We start from the raw sequence: 16,886 nt of genomic DNA on the forward strand, positions 1-16,886 counted from the left end.
CAACCCCATGAAACGATATAAACTGTACGCGCTTACGCTACTTCTCACGGGCCTTTCGAGCACCGGCTGTCGCGAAGAGTTTCTGGTTGAAAAACCACTCAACATAATTGCCCCGGATAACCTGTACGTGAACCGCGAAGGGTTCGAATCGGGCTTGTTTGGGCTGTACAACCTCGTCCGGCGCGAGCGGGCGGGCATTGGCACTACAGGCTCGGGTGCACCCGACCCAGCCAACGACCTCACCATGACTGCGGCCGTTATTGGTGTCGACAATGCGTTTAGCCTGTTTCCGGCCGGCGGGGCCCCCGAGCAGGTTTTCAACGAATTTGGCATTCTGCTTAACAGTATCAATCCCTACGTTCGGAGCCTCTGGGAATGGCTGTATCAGATCATCAACGCGTCAAACACGATCATCAACCGGGCCGAAAACCCCAACATCAAGTGGACGGCAGCCGAGAAAAATCAGATCGTTGGCGAGGCACGGCTTATTCGGGCGTGGGCGTATCGGCACCTGACGTTTTTGTACGGCGACGTGCCCCTGAACCTGAAAGAATCAACCGGTTCGACGATCCGGACCGACTGGGAGCGCACGCCTGTGGCGGAAGTACGGAAGCAGATGGAGACTGATTTGCTCTTTGCCGAAACGAACATGGCCGAAACACCGGCTACCGAAGGGCGCATGCCGCGCGCCGTAGCGACGCACTATCTGGCCGAGTTGTACCTGACGATTGGTGATAACTCGAAAGCGAAACAGAAAGCACAATCGCTCATTGCCAATCCGTTGTACAAACTCATAACGGCCCGCTACGGGGTGCGCCGGACCCAACCCGGAACCCCGTTTACCGACATGTTTATCGACGGTAACTCGAACCGGACCGAGGGGAATACCGAAGCGATCTGGGTGATTCAGAATCAGTACCAATCACCGGGGGGCGACAACAATATCATGCGTCGGTGGTGGGTGAACCGTTACGACCGAATCTCGGTGGGTGGCCGCACGCCTATTACCTTTTCAATTGAAAACGGGGGACGGGGTATTGGTCGGTTCGGCATTACCCGCTTCGGGCTGAACCTCTACGAACCCACCGACGACCGGGGGTCATACCACGCCATCCGGCGGTTCTGGCTCATGAATAACCCAGCCTCGTTACCCACCAATGCGAAACTGGGCGATACCGTCCGGACGGCCCAAACGGGGCTCGAAACCCTCAATAACCAAAACTGGCCCAATACCCGCAAGTGGGACTGGGCCCCCTCGGTGCCGGAGGATGTACAACAATCGTCGTCGTATAACGATCAGATTTACCTGCGTCTGGGCGAAACCTACCTGTTGTTGGCCGAAGCTCATTTTAAGCTGGGCGAAACCGCCGAAGCCGTGGCAACGATTAACACACTGCGAGCCCGTGCCAAAGCCCGACCGATTACCGCTGCGGAGCTGACGCTCGATTTTATTCTGGACGAACGCTCACGCGAGTTGCTGACCGAAGAGCACCGCCGGTACACGCTGCTACGGACCGGTAAATGGCTTGAACGGACCCGGCGAAACAACGCCATTGCCGGGTCCAAAATCACCGAACGCGATCAATTGCTTCCGATTCCGCAATCGGTCATCGACGCCAACTTGACCAAAACTATGCCCCAGAATCCGGGGTACTAACAAGGGAAGGGTACCATGCCGGGTTACCAAACGCTCAGCCCGGCAGGGTACCGTTTCCGAATCAACCTATTTCATGAATCGACTTCTGTTTTTTGGCTGCCTGCTAACCCAACCGGTTTTCGCGCAGGCCCCCGACTCGCTGACGGTGGAGGCCCGCGTTTGGAGCCGCGATAAAAACCGGCAGATTGTCTACTCGGACTGGAAACCCTTCCGGGCCATGACGGTCGAGCGATTGAACGGCTTCCGGCCCGTGTCGAGTCCCAAACTGAGTACTTATGGGGGCGATGCCTCACGGACCTGGCGCAAAACCGGGTTTTTCCGTACCGAAAACGTGGATGGGCGCTGGTGGTTAGTCGATCCAGAAGGGCATCCCTATATTTCGTTGGCTGTAAATAGCGTACGACCGGGACAATCACCCAACAACCGGAAGGCCTTCGACGAATCATTTGGTAATCCAGACCGTTGGATTGCCCAAACCAAACAGGTGTTCAACCGGGCGGGCTTTACCGAGGCCGGGTCATGGTCGGAGGTAGACCCAATTCGGCAATACAACCAAACGACCCCAAAGCCACTGGTGTACAGCGTAATGCTGAGCTTTCTGAGCACGTTTGAGCGCGACTGGAAAACAAAGCACCCGAATACCGAACTGCCGCCTGCGCCCTTACTGGTATTCGATTCGACGTTTGCTCAGTTCTGCCGCGACCATGCCCGCCGGGCCGACACCTACCGTACAGACCCGAACGTGCTTGGCTACTTCTCAGACAACGAAATCGCGTTTACCAATAGCCTGCTCGACCAGGCATTGAAAGCCCCAAACACCCCGGCTTACCGGGCCGCTTCGGACTGGCTGACGGGGCGGGGTAGCAATCTGCAGGCTCTCACCGACGCCGATCGTGAAGCCTTTCAGGGATTGGTTGCCGGTGTGTATTACCGCTCGGTGGTACCGGCCCTGAAAGCCATTGACCCAAATCATCTTTACCTCGGCACACGACTGCATGCCAACGCCAAATACAACCCGGCCATTTTCGCGGCAGCGGAGCCCTTTATCGATGTGATCTCGATTAATTTTTACGGGCAGTGGCAACCCACCAAGGCCAGCTTTTTAAAGTGGGCGGCCTGGTCTAAAAAACCGTTTATCATTACTGAATTTTATACTAAAGGGGCTGATACCGGTATGCCCAATATGTCGGGAGCGGGTTGGCTGGTGCGTACGCAGGCCGACCGGGCGGTGCACTACCAGAACTTCTGTCTGAGTCTGCTACAGGCCCGTAATTGTGTAGGCTGGCACTGGTTTCGGTACCAGGACAACGACCCCGCCGACCTAAGTGCCGACCCCTCGAACAACGATTCGAATAAGGGGCTGGTCGATACTCGTTTTGTAGCGTACGATGCGCTGATAAACGGCATGAAATCCCTCAACGACAACCGGTTTGAGCTAATTAATTATTTCGATAAAACGCGGAAATGAATCGTTGCTTTCTGTTTATAAGCCTGTTGTGCATCGGCCTGTCGGTTCAGGGTCAAACCCCTACGCGGTACCGACAAGAAATATTTGCCCGCTACGACACACTGAATAATTTGGTCTACGGCGAGGCTGTGAACCTCAAAAACAACCGCGAAACGCTGCGGCTGGATGTGTTTTCGCCCCCTACCACCGACACCGCCCGCCGACGTCCATTGCTCATTTTTATTCATGGCGGAGGGTTCCAGAATAACGACAAAGTGGGGGTTTTCAGCACCCTCGTTTGCGGTACGCTGGCCAAGCGCGGTTACGTGGCCAGTTCTATTAACTACCGGATGGGCCTGGCCCCCTCGAAAAGCGATACTACGTATTTTGAGGCTTTGTATCGGGCCGTGCAGGATACTAAAGCCGCCGTGCGCTATTTCCGCAAAAACGCCGACCGTTTCGGCATCGACCCGGATCAGATATTCCTGATGGGCAGTTCGGCCGGGTCGAAAACGGCCATGCACACCGCCTACCTCGACCCGCACGAGGTGCCCAACTGGCTCGACACCCGACGACTTGGCACGCTGGAAGGCGACAGTGGAAATCCCGGTTTCTCGTCGAAAGTGCGGGGCGTGGTCAACTGCTGGGGAGCTATGATTGATTACCGCTGGATGAACCGGGGGGATGCCCCACTGTTCAACGTTCATGGTATGACCGATGCCACGGTTGCCTACGATTCGTCATTCAGTTACCACGGTTTCCGGCACGGCAGCACCATTTTGTACAACCGGGCCTTGGCGTTGGGCATTCCCACGGGCTTGCAGTTGTTTGAAAAGACGGGCCATACTCTGGACAACGACCGGACAAAACAGCAAAAAGCAGTTGAAGAAATTAGTCGGTGGTTATTTACCCAACTAAAGCAAAACGAGCCCAAAAACGGCCCCGAGGTGTTTAAATGGGCGAAGGAAATCGGTCAGCTAAGCCACCTCGACTCGACCACAATTGACCCGCCGGGCGCGGTATTGGTTTCGGGTAGCTCGTACATCCGTCGCTGGAGCACCATTGCCCGCGACCTGGCTCCATTCCAGATTATCCACCGCGGCTACGGCGGGGCCAAACTGAACGACTTTGCGTATTACATCCGCACGCTGGTGGGTACGCATCGGCCCCGGGCAGCCCTGTTTTATGTCGGCAACGATATTGTGGGCAGCCCCACCGACAAAACCCCTCTGCAGGTCTTGAATCTGGTAAAAAACGTAACCGAGCAGGTTCGGGCCTTGCGTCCGGGTCTGCCCATTTTCTGGGTTCAGATTTCACCGAACGAGCGCCGATGGGCGGTTTGGGATCAAATCAGTGCTGCCAGTGAACTGGTCAGGCAGTATTGTGCGCAGACACCCGGCCTCCACTATATCGAAGCAGGTAATACGTTTCTGGGTACCGACGGCAAGCCCATTCCGGCACTATTCGACGCCGATAAATTACACCCCAATGAGGCCGGGTACCAACGTTGGGCCATACCCATCCGGGCGGAGCTCGAGCGCACGCTTGGAAAGTAAGGACTGATCTTCCTTCAACAAGGCTCTACGTTTTCGCTCTTTCAGCACCACTTATCTCAAAAGCGGTAATCAATTGATGGACGAAGGATTTTAGTTAGCATGGGCACCGGCTTACAGCCGTACCGCTTGTTTTGACACCGAGTATCAACCACGTATATTACCCGTCAAAATGCTCTCTGCCTAGAAAAACCCTTTACCATCTTATGAAACACGTTGCCTTGCCCATTGGCGTCTTTACCATTCTGGCCTTCGCACTCTCATGGTCAATCAACCATTTTTTACCCGAGCTGATCGTTTCTGGACTCAATGTGAAAGAAATTTTGACGGGCTTTGGCCCGGCTGTTTCGGGTCTGATTTGCTATTGGCTGTTTGGTACGCCTAACACGTACAAACTCTCGCTCACGGGCAGCCGTCCTGCTCTCAGTGTAGGCATTGTCGCTCTGAGTTTGTCACTCCCACTCCTATTTTTGGCAAAACCCGATCCAATACTCTGGGCGGGATTTGTATTAACGCAGTTTGTGTACACGCTTGGCGAAGAACTGGGTTGGCGTCATTACCTCCAAAATGCCGTTGCCCCATTAAACGGATGGCAACAGGCGGGCGTGATTGGGCTTTGCTGGTTTCTCTGGCATTACGCCATACTCGATGATCCCACCACTATGCTCACCGGGCAGTCGGCACCGGCCTTTATCGGTATTCCGCTCATGGTTGGTCTACTATCTCTGCTTTCTAAACTTTTGGGCGACATTGTTAGTAGAACACAGGCCGTTTTTTTGCCTGTTTCGTTACACTACATCGGCAAGGTTGGCAACAGCTATATGCTACTCGCCGTGTTTGGAATCGTAATGGCCACGCATATTTATTTCCAGAAAATAGCTCGTACAAACCGTCCCAAATCGGCTAAAAGTCACGCCTGATACATCCCAACTCATATTCGTGCATGCATTATGCACAAGCAGCCCAAAAGTAGCCCGGCCATAATACAGCCGGGCTACTTTTTTATTTTTCAATCTATTTTTATTGCTTTACAATAAATATTTATTGACCTTTACGCCATCAATCAGACATTAATCATCCATGACAACCACAAACCTGACCATTCTGAAAACCATGAACGTACTGTTCTGGGTCGTGTTTATCGGGCTCTGCATCAAAACGGGGGCACTCATCGTCTCGTTTTTCGTGAGCCTGTTCGTGAACCCCGTAGCCGCACAGGACTTGTACATGGGCCTCGACCTGTCGGGCGTACAGCGCTACAGCCAGAATTACTACATTCATCTGGCCACGCTCACCATTGCCCTCAGCGGGCTCAAAGCCTACATTGCCTATTTGGTGGTCAAAATCTTCCTCAAATTCGATCCCGCCAAACCCTTCAACCCCAATGTTACGCGGCTTATTGGCACCATCAGCCACGTAGCCGTGGGCGCGGGTATTGTGGCCCTCATTGGCAGTAGCCTGAGCAAGTGGCTCGCCAAACACGGGGCCGAGGGGCTGCTCAGCTGGGGTGCCAACGAAATTCTGTTTTTCGCCGGGGTGATCTACATCATCGCCATTGTGTTCCAGAAAGGCACCGAACTACAAATCGAAAACGACCTGACCGTATAGCCCATGCCCATTATTGTTAATCTGGACGTCATGATGGCGAAACGGAAAATGTCGCTCAACGAACTGTCTACCAAGGTCGATCTCACCCTGTCGAACCTGTCGATTCTGAAAACAGGCAAGGCCAAAGCCGTTCGGTTCAGCACGCTCGAAGCCATCTGTAAAGCCCTTGACTGCCAGCCGGGCGATATACTGGAGTTTCGGGAGGAGGAATAAGCTATGTATGAACGGTAACCTGAAAGCAGATAAGCAGAGCTGGTTCAGGTTACCGTTTACATATTTTTTTATATCAATCCGGGGTGACAACCAAATAAATGATTTACATTGGTGGTTTTACTTACCACCATCTTCATGCAGAAAATAGTCTCCTTGACGCTGATTCTTTCAGCCTTAACCTACACCACCCAGGCTCAACGGCCCAAACCTCCCACCCTTAACTTCGCCACCGATTCAGTAGCACTGTTTACGCTCGATCAGGACGCCCTCCAGCCAGGCAACGAGTTGCTTCGACAGCAGGGGTATGTTTCACAAATTGAACCTACCGGGCAGGGTGGCCTTCGATTTGGCATATGGCGACAACACAACACCTACCTAACCGCCGACAAAGCCACCAACATCCGCTCCGGCCTGAACACATTACCCGCTCTCATGCAGGTTAGTTACACACCCACGGCCGAAGGTCCCGGCGGGTTTGGTCCGGTTCAGGACACACCTATTAGTCTGGCCAGTGGCCTTGCCCAACCCCTAACGTTCCGGGCCAATCAGATCAGTAGTTTACGGGGCGGGGTTCAAACGGATAAGGTGCTTGCCGACCAGACCACCGCTACAGACCTCAACAACCTGCTGGCCGATAAGGAGGGGGCCGCCCGAGCCATGGGTTACCGGGGCGACCGTCACATTCGCAGCCAATTCGCTGTCATTGGCAATGAGCTGGTTATCAACTATGAACCATTTCAGTTTGTACCGTTTGCGGCCCGCTATATACCCGATGGCAAGCCCACAATGCGGAAATCTCCGCTCAACCCGGAAGCTCGAAACGGCATTTTGAACACATGCTACCCCCAACTCGGGCGGCTGAGCTACTACCACGCCAAAAACGGGGCCATCCTCACCATTGACACAACGGGCAAGGTGCTGGGTCAGGTACGCCTGGCGGAAGACCTCCGGTTGGCACCGGGGATGGTCCTGTACAAACGCGCCGAGGTGATTGGGCAGCCGGAAGGTGAGCTGATTCGCCCATCCGGTCTATCGCCCGTTGTTGCTACCGACTGGATTTTTGGGCCCGATGCTGCCCAGAAAGAAAACCCGACCTTTCGCGTGGTTCGTACCAACACCGACGGGGCCCTTGTGTTCGACCATTCGTTTACGGTCACCTACCCTGAGTTTGGCCTAACCCAATTGGAAATGCTTTCGGACGAGGGCGGAGCGCTTGTGCATGTCACGCTGGGTAAAGGCCTCCTGAAATACCAGGTTGGTTACGCCTACATCACTCCCAAAGGGGTTGCCTGGCAGCACATCTGGGATAAAAAAGACCCGGCCTCTATCATTCCCATCAGTGGAGGTAGCGGCCCGTTCCGCATCTTCCAGAATGCCACGCGGCTCGCGAGTTTACCCGATGGCCGGTTGATGGTTCTTTGCCAGTACGACAATGGCTATGGGGTGCAGGTTCTGGCCCCAACCGGCTTGTTTGAGCGGTATTACAGCATCAAGACCCGCGCAACGGATGATGGCACGCTGTTGAAGGCCGCCGACCTGCACGTAGTGCCGTTTGCCGATGGTAAAGTACTTCTGGTAGGGGGCGAAATCCGCAACGCCCGCGCATCCGTGTTCGACCGCTTTACCACGGTTGATATGGAATTACAGCAAGGGCTTGCCCCAATGCCTAAAGCGGAACCGGGGCAGAAAAACCTGTTTTTCAACGTAACCACAGGCCCCGTTATGTTTCCCTCGACAGGTACTGCCCAAACCGCGACTCCTGTTCAGGGAGCACGCATGGCGTTGAGTCTGCTCAAGGGAAAATCGGTGGAGGAGGCCGTCGCTACCAGTGGTGCGGGTGCAGGGAGCATTGGGCCCGATGGTCGGGTAGCCAAATTTCGCCAATCAACCGAAACTAGCCAGTACAACATGGCTCCCGTTTTATACCTGCTGGTACCTTCAGAAGGGACAGGGGCGGTTCGGGACATGGCGCGCTACGGCTACAGCTTGCCGGGCCAGCCCTTGTTTCTGGTGAGCCCTAAACGTAACGAGGTGTCTATTCCCCTGCGAACGTTGCCCAAGACCATTCAAAAAGGCGCACGCGCAAACAGCTACCCCCAGGCGGTTTTCCTAAAAATGGTAAAGTGCACCTGGTAATTGGTTGCGTAACTCACGATAAAAAACGGGGGCAGTAGCCCCCGTTTTTACTTAAAACGTTCGTCGTGGAATAGTCGGATCAACAGTAGCTGCATCCAAATCGACCAGCCCCCACCCCACACTGGGGTGCCGGTTCTGGAAACCGTGGGTTGAGTGGTTCACCATGTGCGTGAGCACCCGCGCAGCCGGTTCATTCGGGTAACGCGACCATACAGCCGCGAACATGGCTGACATGGTTGCCGTAGCTCCCGACGAACCACCGAACGAGGTCGGCTCCGTTTCGTTCAGGCGGGGAAGCGCCATGACCCGGTTGATGCTGCCGTTGAATTTCTGCATCAACACCGCAAAGTCGACCTGCGGGCCGTACATACACTCATTGCAGGCTGTGGGCCCAATGTAGTTCAGAATAGGCAGCGGGTTATTATTGTTATCATACTTGATCTTCACGCCGGTTACTGCGTACACCTCGCTCATGGTTGCCGGGAAAATCACTAGATTCTTGGGCATCCAGTCTTCGGGTGTTGTGCCAGCCGCGCAGAACATAACTTTGCCGTAGCCTGCCGCCAGCATCACGGCATCGGCCATCACGCTGTTGTAAATACTGTACAAAATGGTTCCGTTCCAAAACGGCACTCCCCCCATCGACATGCTGTAAATCTGGACATCGGAGCGAGGTGCAAGTAGCGAAAAGCCGTCGGCCGCTCCGCGCCATTCGCGGGTTGTATTCAACAACACATCGAAACTTGCCCGTACGCTAATCAGGTTAGCCCTATACGCCACCCCAACAGGCGACAAACCCGTGCGGGGTGCGGTGCCAATCGACGCTACACAGGTACCATGCCCACACCAATCGTCGGGGGTCTCACGATCCCCCAGAAAGTCTTGCAGACGGGTCGTCGGGAAGGTTACTAGTTTCTGGACCGACCGGTTTGCTGACATGCCGGTGGCGAAACCGCTATTCATCCGGGACTGTTCGGGCGACAACCCCGTGTCGAAGTAAGCAATTGTTCGGCCCAACCCGGTTGCGCTGCGGTTCCAGGCGGCAGGTAACCCATGCTGCACCAGATTCCACGAGACTTTACTGCTGTTGGGCGTGGTGGCCGTGTAGTCAATGATGTTCACCACGGGCGGTTCGGCGTGTTCGTTGTCACCACAACCAAACGCGTAAAACGGAGCCCGGGCCGATTGGGCCTCTTTTTTGCCACCCTTGTCGGATCTGGGCTGGTAATCGGCGGGCTCCATAAACCGAATCATGCCCGTTTCGCGCAGCTTCTGAATTGTGCTGAGCTGTGTAATCTTCAGGTCGAAGTTGGGCATACCAACACCGCCATAAACGATCACATCCTCCGGGGTTTTCAGGTCTTTGTCAACCGCTTTTTCCTCGGTAAACACAATGGACAGAATACGCTGGCGAGCTTCCAGCCAGTCTTTGGTTTTGAGGTCCAGCTTGACCAGGTTCTTCGGGTCGAATGACGGAATAGCGTACCCCACCGACAGGATATTACTCGAATGCGTCAGGGCGCTCCAGATCATCAGATCGGAGGCCGTCGACCACCGGAACAGATGCTCTTTGTCTTTGGCAGCCTGTTGCTCAATAAAGGCATCAATTTCAGGCTTCGGAATTAGTTTATCGTCTTTCGCATCGAGTGAAATGTGTTCGATGGGCGCATCCTTGGGCTCAACAACAATAGTCCGCTCAGGCGAACAGGCATACAGGGCAAGCACAGCCCCGAACGTAAGTAATCGTTTCGACATAAAGGCCCGTAGTTGGGGGTTTTATGGGACAATACTACGTACTACACGCCGGTTTTACCGGGGCCATTTTACCAACCCCCCGTTCTAGGAAAGGAAGGGTGTGTCTCGTTTGGGGAACCCATTTTACCCACCGGCCCGAATCTAAACGGGTGCGTACTTGTTGTACCCGCACACACGTGTGTCAGGAGGACGACCTCCCCCGTATTGGGAATCAGACCGGGACGGCCCGATTTTTTACCGGTCACCGTCATGTCCTGGATATATCTGGTGTTAGCGGGCCTACTCGAAGTGGTATGGGCCTATTCCATGAAGCAGTCAGCGGGGTTCACCCGACTTATTCCCTCAATCATCACGCTTGTTGCCATGATCGCGAGCTTTGGGCTGCTGGCGCTTGCCATGCGGTCGTTACCGCTGGGAACCGCCTACACCATCTGGACGGGTATCGGGGCCGTCGGGGCTTTTCTGGTCGGAATCATCTGGCTTCAGGAACCGGCTACCACCCTGCGGCTTTTGGCCGCCCTGCTGATTATAGCCGGGCTCGTGCTGCTGAAGCTTTCATCGAAGTAACGAGTAATGGGGCAGAGGTCGATGTTTTGTAATTCTCCGTTAAATTTCATGAAATAAGAAGGAAGGGCGCGCCGGGCGTGCTATTTTTGGTTCAGAAAAATACACGATGGCGAAAACGCTGCCCAGTCGTTGCCGCGTCTACTTCGCCTACCAACAATTCAAACTGACTTTTATGAAAAAGCCCCTGTTGACCCTTGCCTGTGCCGTTGCAATTCTAAGCCTTACGTCAAAATACACGGTTGCCGCCACCACGCCAGCCCCCGTGCAAATCCATACTGTCGCTATGGCTGACTCAGTCGATCTGAGCCAGTACGCGGGTAAGTTCAAGTTTGAAGGCCTGCCGTTTGAGTACCTAACCATCGCCGTAAAAGAAGGCAAATTGACGGTGAGCACTGGCGAAGAAACCGGTGAACTGACACCCATTAAAGACACCCCCGACGCGTACGACGCGGCCGGGCGGGCCAAGCTGCAATTTGTCCGCGATGAGAACAAGAAAGTGAAGGGCATGACCCTCGACGCCCAAGGCATGATTTTCGAAGGCAAGAAAGAGTAATCACCACCCCCAACCCCCTCCTGAAAAACAGGAGGGGGCTTTACACGCCTGCACTGAAACCCACCGAAAGCACCCTTCAACGAGGATGTATCCCCAGTAATGGCCCCGGCCCTACCCTACAGCAGCTTCAAGGCATCTGCATCTTTATACTGCTCCATCTGAGCGCGGAGTTTGGCTTTCAGGTCGGTCGTGATGGCTTCATACCCTTTCTGCCCGTACAGATTACGCACTTCGCGGGGGTCGGTTTTGAGGTCGTACAATTCCCAGAAATCGGCCGGCCCGTAGAACCGAACGAGCTTGTACCGCTCGGTTCGGAGCCCAAAATGGGGAGATACATGGTGTGGCTCCGGGTACTCGTAGTAATGGTAGTAAGCCTCTTTACGCCACGGCCCCTTCTGCCCTTTCAACAGGGGTAAAAACGACTGCCCCTGAATAGCCGACGGAATAGCCGCCCCGGCCAGATTCAGCACCGTAGGCGCCCAATCGATATTTGACACCAGCTGATTGATCTTCGTGCCAGGTTTGATAACGCCCGGATACCGAATCACAAACGGGGTTTTCAGCGATTCTTCGTAGATAAACCGCTTGTCGAACCAGCCGTGCTCGCCGAGGTAAAAACCCTGGTCCGACGCGTAAATAACCACGGTATTCTGGGCCAAACCCGTTTGGTCGAGGTAGTTGAGCAGCTCACCAATATTCCGGTCGAGCGAGTTGGCCGTGGCCAGATAATCGCGTAGATACCGTTGGTACTTCCACTCCACCAATGCCTTACCTGTCAGTTGTTTCGTGTCGAACTCCCGGCTTACTTTCCCTTCGTAATAATCCGTAAACGCCTTCCGTTGCTCCGCAGAAAACCGGCTGTACGTAGTGTACGGGCCTTTCTGGTCATAGTTGGCGTGTACTTTGAGGTCTTCTTTCAGGCGCATGGTTTTATCGATGGTCATGTCCTGTTCGCGGGCGGCCGCCCGGCCCTCGTAGTTGTCGTAGAAGGTCGATGGCAACGGAAACGTCACGTTATCATACGCACCCAGGTCGGGCAAGTCGGGCAGCCACTCCCGGTGCGTTGCTTTGTGGCCCACGACCAGAAAAAACGGTTTCGCCGGGTCGCGCCCTTTCAGCCAGTCGAGCGATAGCTGCGTAGTTACGTTGGTTACGTAACCGGGGTAGCGCACGGTTTGGTTGCTGCCGTTGATAAAATCGGGGTTATAATACTGCCCCTGCCCCGGCAACACATTGAGGTAATCGAACCCGTGGGGCATACTGCCGAGGTGCATTTTACCAATCCAGGCGGTTTGGTAGCCGTTTTTCTGGAGCACCTCCGGGAATACCGGCTGATTCACCTCAAATTTTCGCTCATTCACTTTGTAGCCGTTCAGGTGGCTGTACTTGCCGGTCAGCAGGGTAGCCCGGCTGGGTCCACAAATCGAATTGGTGACCAGGTTATTATTCAGAATAGCGCCTTCGCGGGCAATCCGGTCGATGTTAGGCGTGCGGGTGAGCTTGCTGCCGTACGCGCTAATGGCCTGGTAAGCATGGTCATCGGAAAAAATAAAGATAATGTTCGGCTGGCCCACCGGTGCCGAGGGCGACTTCAGGGGGGTGTAAGCAGGTAGCGCGAGCAGCAAGGCTGTCAGGGCTGTTAGCGCAACAGTCAATAAATTTCGTTTCATGCGGAAAAGGGGTTGGCTTGAACCGATTGAGTTACCCGTGGGCAACCCATCGCCAACAAAAAGGCAAAAAAACGGGCGGGCCTACCCGAACCATGCCGGATAAGCCCGCCCAATGCGGGCACAAAACAGATGGCGGCCGGGCTATTGAATACGTACCACCCGAAGCACCGACTCCGAACCGTTCAGCACGGTGTAGGCCAGCAAAAGTCCCGACTGCGTAGCCAGCAAGGTAGGCTGAGTGGCAATTTGACCCGGCGGGGTGAGGTACTGCACCGGGCCGTCGCCCAGTTTCAGACCCAGTTTCCGGTAAGCCTCTTCCCCTTCACCCATCCATTCTTCCCAACAAAGCGCCAGTTGGCCCGTAGCTGTGCAGGCAGCCTGCGGATAACGCATGGCCGGTTGGGCGGGGTTGAACGCCAGCCCGGCCGCATCGAGCGATTTAAGCCGAATACCGCCCCCCACTTCGGCACCGCTGAACCACGTGGCCCATACGCCCGACGGGTGAGCCACCAACTGCGCTCCACTGTGCGGACACGCCCGAATGTTCCAGCGGTCGGGATAAAGCAGGGCCGGTGCCGAAAACGACCGTCCTCCATCCATCGACCGAACATAGCCGATGTCGCGGGTTCCGTCGGGCAGCAAATCGCGGTAGGCAGCATACACCGAGCCGCCGGGGCCTACCACCAGGCTCGTTCGGCAGCACTGGCAGGCATTGGAATCGAGCAGCACCTCGGCCCCAAACTGCCCGTCGGGGCCGGTTTGGCTAAAGAGCACGGTACGCCCCTCGCGGCCGGGTAGCTTTTCGTCGAGCCAAACGGCCCCGATTTCGCCATTTGGCAGGCGGGTTAGGTCATGGAACGAGTGCGAACCACCAACCCGAACCGATTTGTGAAGCGGCTTCAGGTCCGACCAGCTTTGCCCGCCATCGGCCGAGGTCCGGTACAGAATATCACCTGCACGAGGCTGGGCCTCGGTAGGTTTGCGCACTTCAAACGTGGCCAGTACGGTGCCATCGACCCGAAAGGCAACCTGAGGCCGACCCTCCGAATGCACCGCCGTACCGGTTGGCGTGGGCACTTTTACCACCGGCCCGAACGAACGACCCCCATCGGCCGAAACCCGATAGCAAAGCACCGGCCCGTTTTTTTCGGTCGATACCCAGGCCACCACCGGCCGGTTCTGGTGATCGGTGGTAAACCGGGGCAGGGTGGCCTGCGCCACCGGTTCCATAACCGGCGTTGTGGGTTGGGCAAACGCTCCGGTAGCGATCATACCCAGCCAGAAAAGTCCTTTTTTCATTTCGTCTTAGCGGTGAAGTTGTACTGAATTCCCACGACAAATGTGCGGGGAGCAGCCGGGGTAAACGTGGTGCGGTCGGTGGGGTTATTGCCCCGGCTCGCATTGGTGGCGTAAAGGGCGTTGGTCAGGTTGAGCACGTTCGTGAAGACCTCAACGCCCCGAAACGCATACCCTACGCGGCCGTTGAGCAGGTCGTAGCCCGGATACCGAACCGTATTGACCTGATTCTGATACCAGCCCGACACATGTTGCCACTCGACCGAGGCCCGGAAATTGGGCAGGAACTGCGGATAATAGCTCAGTTCTGTGTTCCAAACCGTACGGGGGGCCGAGGGCATTTCGCGGCCGTCTACATTCCGAACGGCATCGCCCGCCCGCTCGCTCAGCGCAAACTGCTCAAATCGGTGCAGGGCCGAGGTACCCCCAAACCGAAACAGCCAGTTCTTTGAAGGTTTCAGGGTAACGCTCAATTCGACACCCCGGTGCAGGGTTTTTCCGGCCGACTGGTAATCGGTTGAGTTGTCGGGCATTCTGACGTTCAGCAGTTCGTTGCGGCCACGCATCTGGTACAGAGCATAATCGATGTACACTTTTCCGGCCCAGAACGCGGCCCATCCGCCCAGCTCCATATTGTCGAACCGGGCCGAGCCGAGGTTGTAGTAAAACAGGTCGCCGTTGGGAGCCGGGGTAGTCCGTTTCCGAAAAATTGAGGTGAGTGCCGGGGGTGCAAACCCCTGCGCGTAGTTAACATACAAGCCTTTGCCACGCCCCAAATCGTAGGTAGCTCCCAGCTTGGGCGTAAACTGACTAAATTGTTTACGGCCCGCCGAGCGGTCGAGCCCATTGGTGTAATAAAACGCCATGCGGTCGTAACGCACACCCGCCGACAACCGCAGGTTGGGCAGGGGTTCGAGCTCCAGTTGGGTGTAAGCCGCCAGATTATGAATCCGGGCCTCGTAATTGGCCAGGGGCAGGTCGGGCCGTTCGCGGGCCATGCTGTACCGTTCTACCGACCGCTTGTCGGGCCGAAGCTGCGCGTTCAGGTCAATCTGGTACGCCCAGTACTGGTTAGGCGACTCATCGACGGTAGCACCCGTAATCAGCTTGCCACTCAGCCACCCCAGGGGTTGAGTGTGCTGGGCAATCAGGCCAAGACTCTGAAAATCATTGGAGTTAATTTCGCCCCGGGCGGTTGTTTGCCCCGGTGTCCAGCGAATAGCGTAGGCCGGATTCTGCCCGTTACGGTTGTTCCGGTAAAAGGCCGTCACGAAACTTTGCGCGCCCCCTTGCCAGTCGTGTTCGAGGGTTAACCGGCTACGCACCGAAAACGTTTGGCGGTACGTAAACCCCGTTGTGCTGATGTATTGCCGGGCAAAAAACGCGACACTGTCTACGCTTCCGCTCGTTTGCGAATAGTAGTCGTTGTACCAAAACGTACCGGTCAGGCGGGTTTTGGCTGTAAATTGGTACTCGGCCCGCCCGTAGTACGACGCTTTATCGTAATCCGATACGGCCATCCAACCATCACGCTGGCGACTCACCAACCCACCTACGTAGAGGCCAAACTTCCCCTGCCGGGCCCCCGCCCCCACCTGCACCCGGCGGTAGCCAAACTGATCGACCTGAACACCCGCCCGCACCGTAGGCACAGCCGTTGGGCGTTGGGTAAGCACATTCACCGCCCCACCCACGGCTTCGGGGCCATATACCGACGATACGGGGCCTTTCACAATTTCGAGCGAGCTAACCGTAAACTGATTCAGTTCGAGCAGGGCGTTGTGGTTGAACACACCCATCGGCCGAATCGGGACACCATCTTCCAGATACAGAAAGTACGCGTTGGTGGTCATGGGTTGTCGAATGGCCATCGAGTGCTGTTCATTGCCCAGATTCACCATCAGTGCCCCCGGCGCTTTGTTTATCACCTCGTACAGGGCAGTCGGTTTGGTTTCTTCCACCGTCCGGGCCGAAAGCCGGGCAATGGCAATGGGGGTTTGGGTGCGCAGGGCGGCCTCGCGGCTTCCGGTCACAACCACCCCTTGCAGGTCTTGTACCCGCTGTTGCAGTTGTACCAGCAGTTTGCCCGCACCGGGCCGAACCGTTTGGTCGGTATAACCCACGGAGCGAATTGTGAGGGCGGTACAGTTGGCCGGGCAACTTAGCCGGAAAGCCCCGGTAGCATCGGTTGTGGTGCCGATTTGGGTGCCGTTGGCCAGCACCGTAACGCCCGGCAAAGGCTCTTTGGTTTGCACATCAAACACAACGCCCTCAACGGCAACAGCGGTTTGCGCCCGCAGGGAAAGCGAAATCCCCAGGGCAATCAAAAAGAATATAGAACGGAACATGTTGTTTCGGTTTACTAAACCGGCAAGCCGGTCTGCTCCGAAGCCAACTGGCCCCGACGTTTTACGCCGGTGCTTTTTAGCCT

Annotated in this window: 13 protein-coding genes; 9 read left to right on the top strand and 4 right to left on the bottom strand. The window is 55.7% G+C overall.

Annotated elements, in window-relative coordinates; all coding sequences use genetic code 11:
- The first annotated feature begins 7 nt into the window (after positions 1–7).
- From F5984_RS22330 to F5984_RS22360, 7 genes are all read left to right on the top strand, one after another.
- Positions 8–1,657, top strand: coding sequence for a RagB/SusD family nutrient uptake outer membrane protein (locus tag F5984_RS22330; protein ID WP_152126438.1), 1,650 nt, complete (start codon positions 8–10; stop codon positions 1,655–1,657).
- A gap of 73 nt (positions 1,658–1,730) precedes the next feature.
- Positions 1,731–3,125 (top strand): agarase, encoded by a 1,395-nt coding sequence (locus F5984_RS22335; RefSeq protein WP_152126439.1) that lies wholly within the window; start codon positions 1,731–1,733, stop codon positions 3,123–3,125.
- Positions 3,122–4,660: a carboxylesterase family protein gene (locus F5984_RS22340; protein WP_152126440.1), complete on the top strand. Its 1,539-nt coding sequence runs from the start codon at positions 3,122–3,124 to the stop codon at positions 4,658–4,660. Before F5984_RS22335 ends, F5984_RS22340 begins: the two co-directional genes overlap by 4 nt.
- Before the next feature lie 203 nt (positions 4,661–4,863).
- The gene (locus tag F5984_RS22345) at positions 4,864–5,577 is read left to right on the top strand and encodes a CPBP family glutamic-type intramembrane protease (protein WP_152126441.1); all 714 of its coding nucleotides are present in this window, start codon (positions 4,864–4,866) and stop codon (positions 5,575–5,577) included.
- Between the two features lie 160 nt (positions 5,578–5,737).
- A complete protein-coding gene (locus F5984_RS22350; protein WP_152126442.1) occupies positions 5,738–6,265 on the top strand; it encodes a DUF2975 domain-containing protein in 528 nt (175 codons plus the stop codon).
- A gap of 3 nt (positions 6,266–6,268) precedes the next feature.
- Positions 6,269–6,478: a helix-turn-helix domain-containing protein gene (locus F5984_RS22355; RefSeq protein WP_152126443.1), complete on the top strand. Its 210-nt coding sequence runs from the start codon at positions 6,269–6,271 to the stop codon at positions 6,476–6,478.
- A 135-nt stretch (positions 6,479–6,613) separates the two neighbouring features.
- The gene (locus F5984_RS22360; RefSeq protein WP_152126444.1) at positions 6,614–8,614 is read left to right on the top strand and encodes a hypothetical protein; all 2,001 of its coding nucleotides are present in this window, start codon (positions 6,614–6,616) and stop codon (positions 8,612–8,614) included.
- A gap of 51 nt (positions 8,615–8,665) precedes the next feature.
- On the opposite strand, the gene F5984_RS22365 is transcribed toward F5984_RS22360, so the two are convergent.
- Positions 8,666–10,369, bottom strand: a complete 1,704-nt coding sequence (locus tag F5984_RS22365) for a S8/S53 family peptidase (protein WP_152126445.1) — start codon at positions 10,367–10,369, stop codon at positions 8,666–8,668.
- Between the two features lie 249 nt (positions 10,370–10,618).
- Between F5984_RS22365 and sugE the strand changes: the two genes are divergently transcribed.
- Both sugE and F5984_RS22375 read left to right on the top strand, forming a co-directional pair.
- Positions 10,619–10,936, top strand: a complete 318-nt coding sequence (sugE, locus tag F5984_RS22370; protein WP_152126446.1) for a quaternary ammonium compound efflux SMR transporter SugE — start codon at positions 10,619–10,621, stop codon at positions 10,934–10,936.
- A 172-nt stretch (positions 10,937–11,108) separates the two neighbouring features.
- The gene (locus tag F5984_RS22375) at positions 11,109–11,489 is read left to right on the top strand and encodes a hypothetical protein (RefSeq protein WP_152126447.1); all 381 of its coding nucleotides are present in this window, start codon (positions 11,109–11,111) and stop codon (positions 11,487–11,489) included.
- Between the two features lie 116 nt (positions 11,490–11,605).
- Here F5984_RS22375 and F5984_RS22380 read toward each other — a convergent pair whose 3' ends face one another.
- From F5984_RS22380 to F5984_RS22390, 3 genes are all read right to left on the bottom strand, one after another.
- The gene (locus tag F5984_RS22380) at positions 11,606–13,159 is read right to left on the bottom strand and encodes a sulfatase family protein (protein WP_185155615.1); all 1,554 of its coding nucleotides are present in this window, start codon (positions 13,157–13,159) and stop codon (positions 11,606–11,608) included.
- A 141-nt stretch (positions 13,160–13,300) separates the two neighbouring features.
- On the bottom strand, positions 13,301–14,458 hold the full coding sequence (locus F5984_RS22385; protein ID WP_152126448.1) for a sialidase family protein: 1,158 nt from the start codon (positions 14,456–14,458) through the stop codon (positions 13,301–13,303).
- Positions 14,455–16,803 (bottom strand): TonB-dependent receptor, encoded by a 2,349-nt coding sequence (locus F5984_RS22390; protein WP_152126449.1) that lies wholly within the window; start codon positions 16,801–16,803, stop codon positions 14,455–14,457. Before F5984_RS22390 ends, F5984_RS22385 begins: the two co-directional genes overlap by 4 nt.
- Positions 16,804–16,886 lie beyond the last annotated feature (83 nt).

The sequence above is a fragment of the Rudanella paleaurantiibacter genome (assembly GCF_009184635.1).
Taxonomy (GTDB): Bacteria; Bacteroidota; Bacteroidia; order Cytophagales; family Spirosomataceae; genus Rudanella; species Rudanella paleaurantiibacter.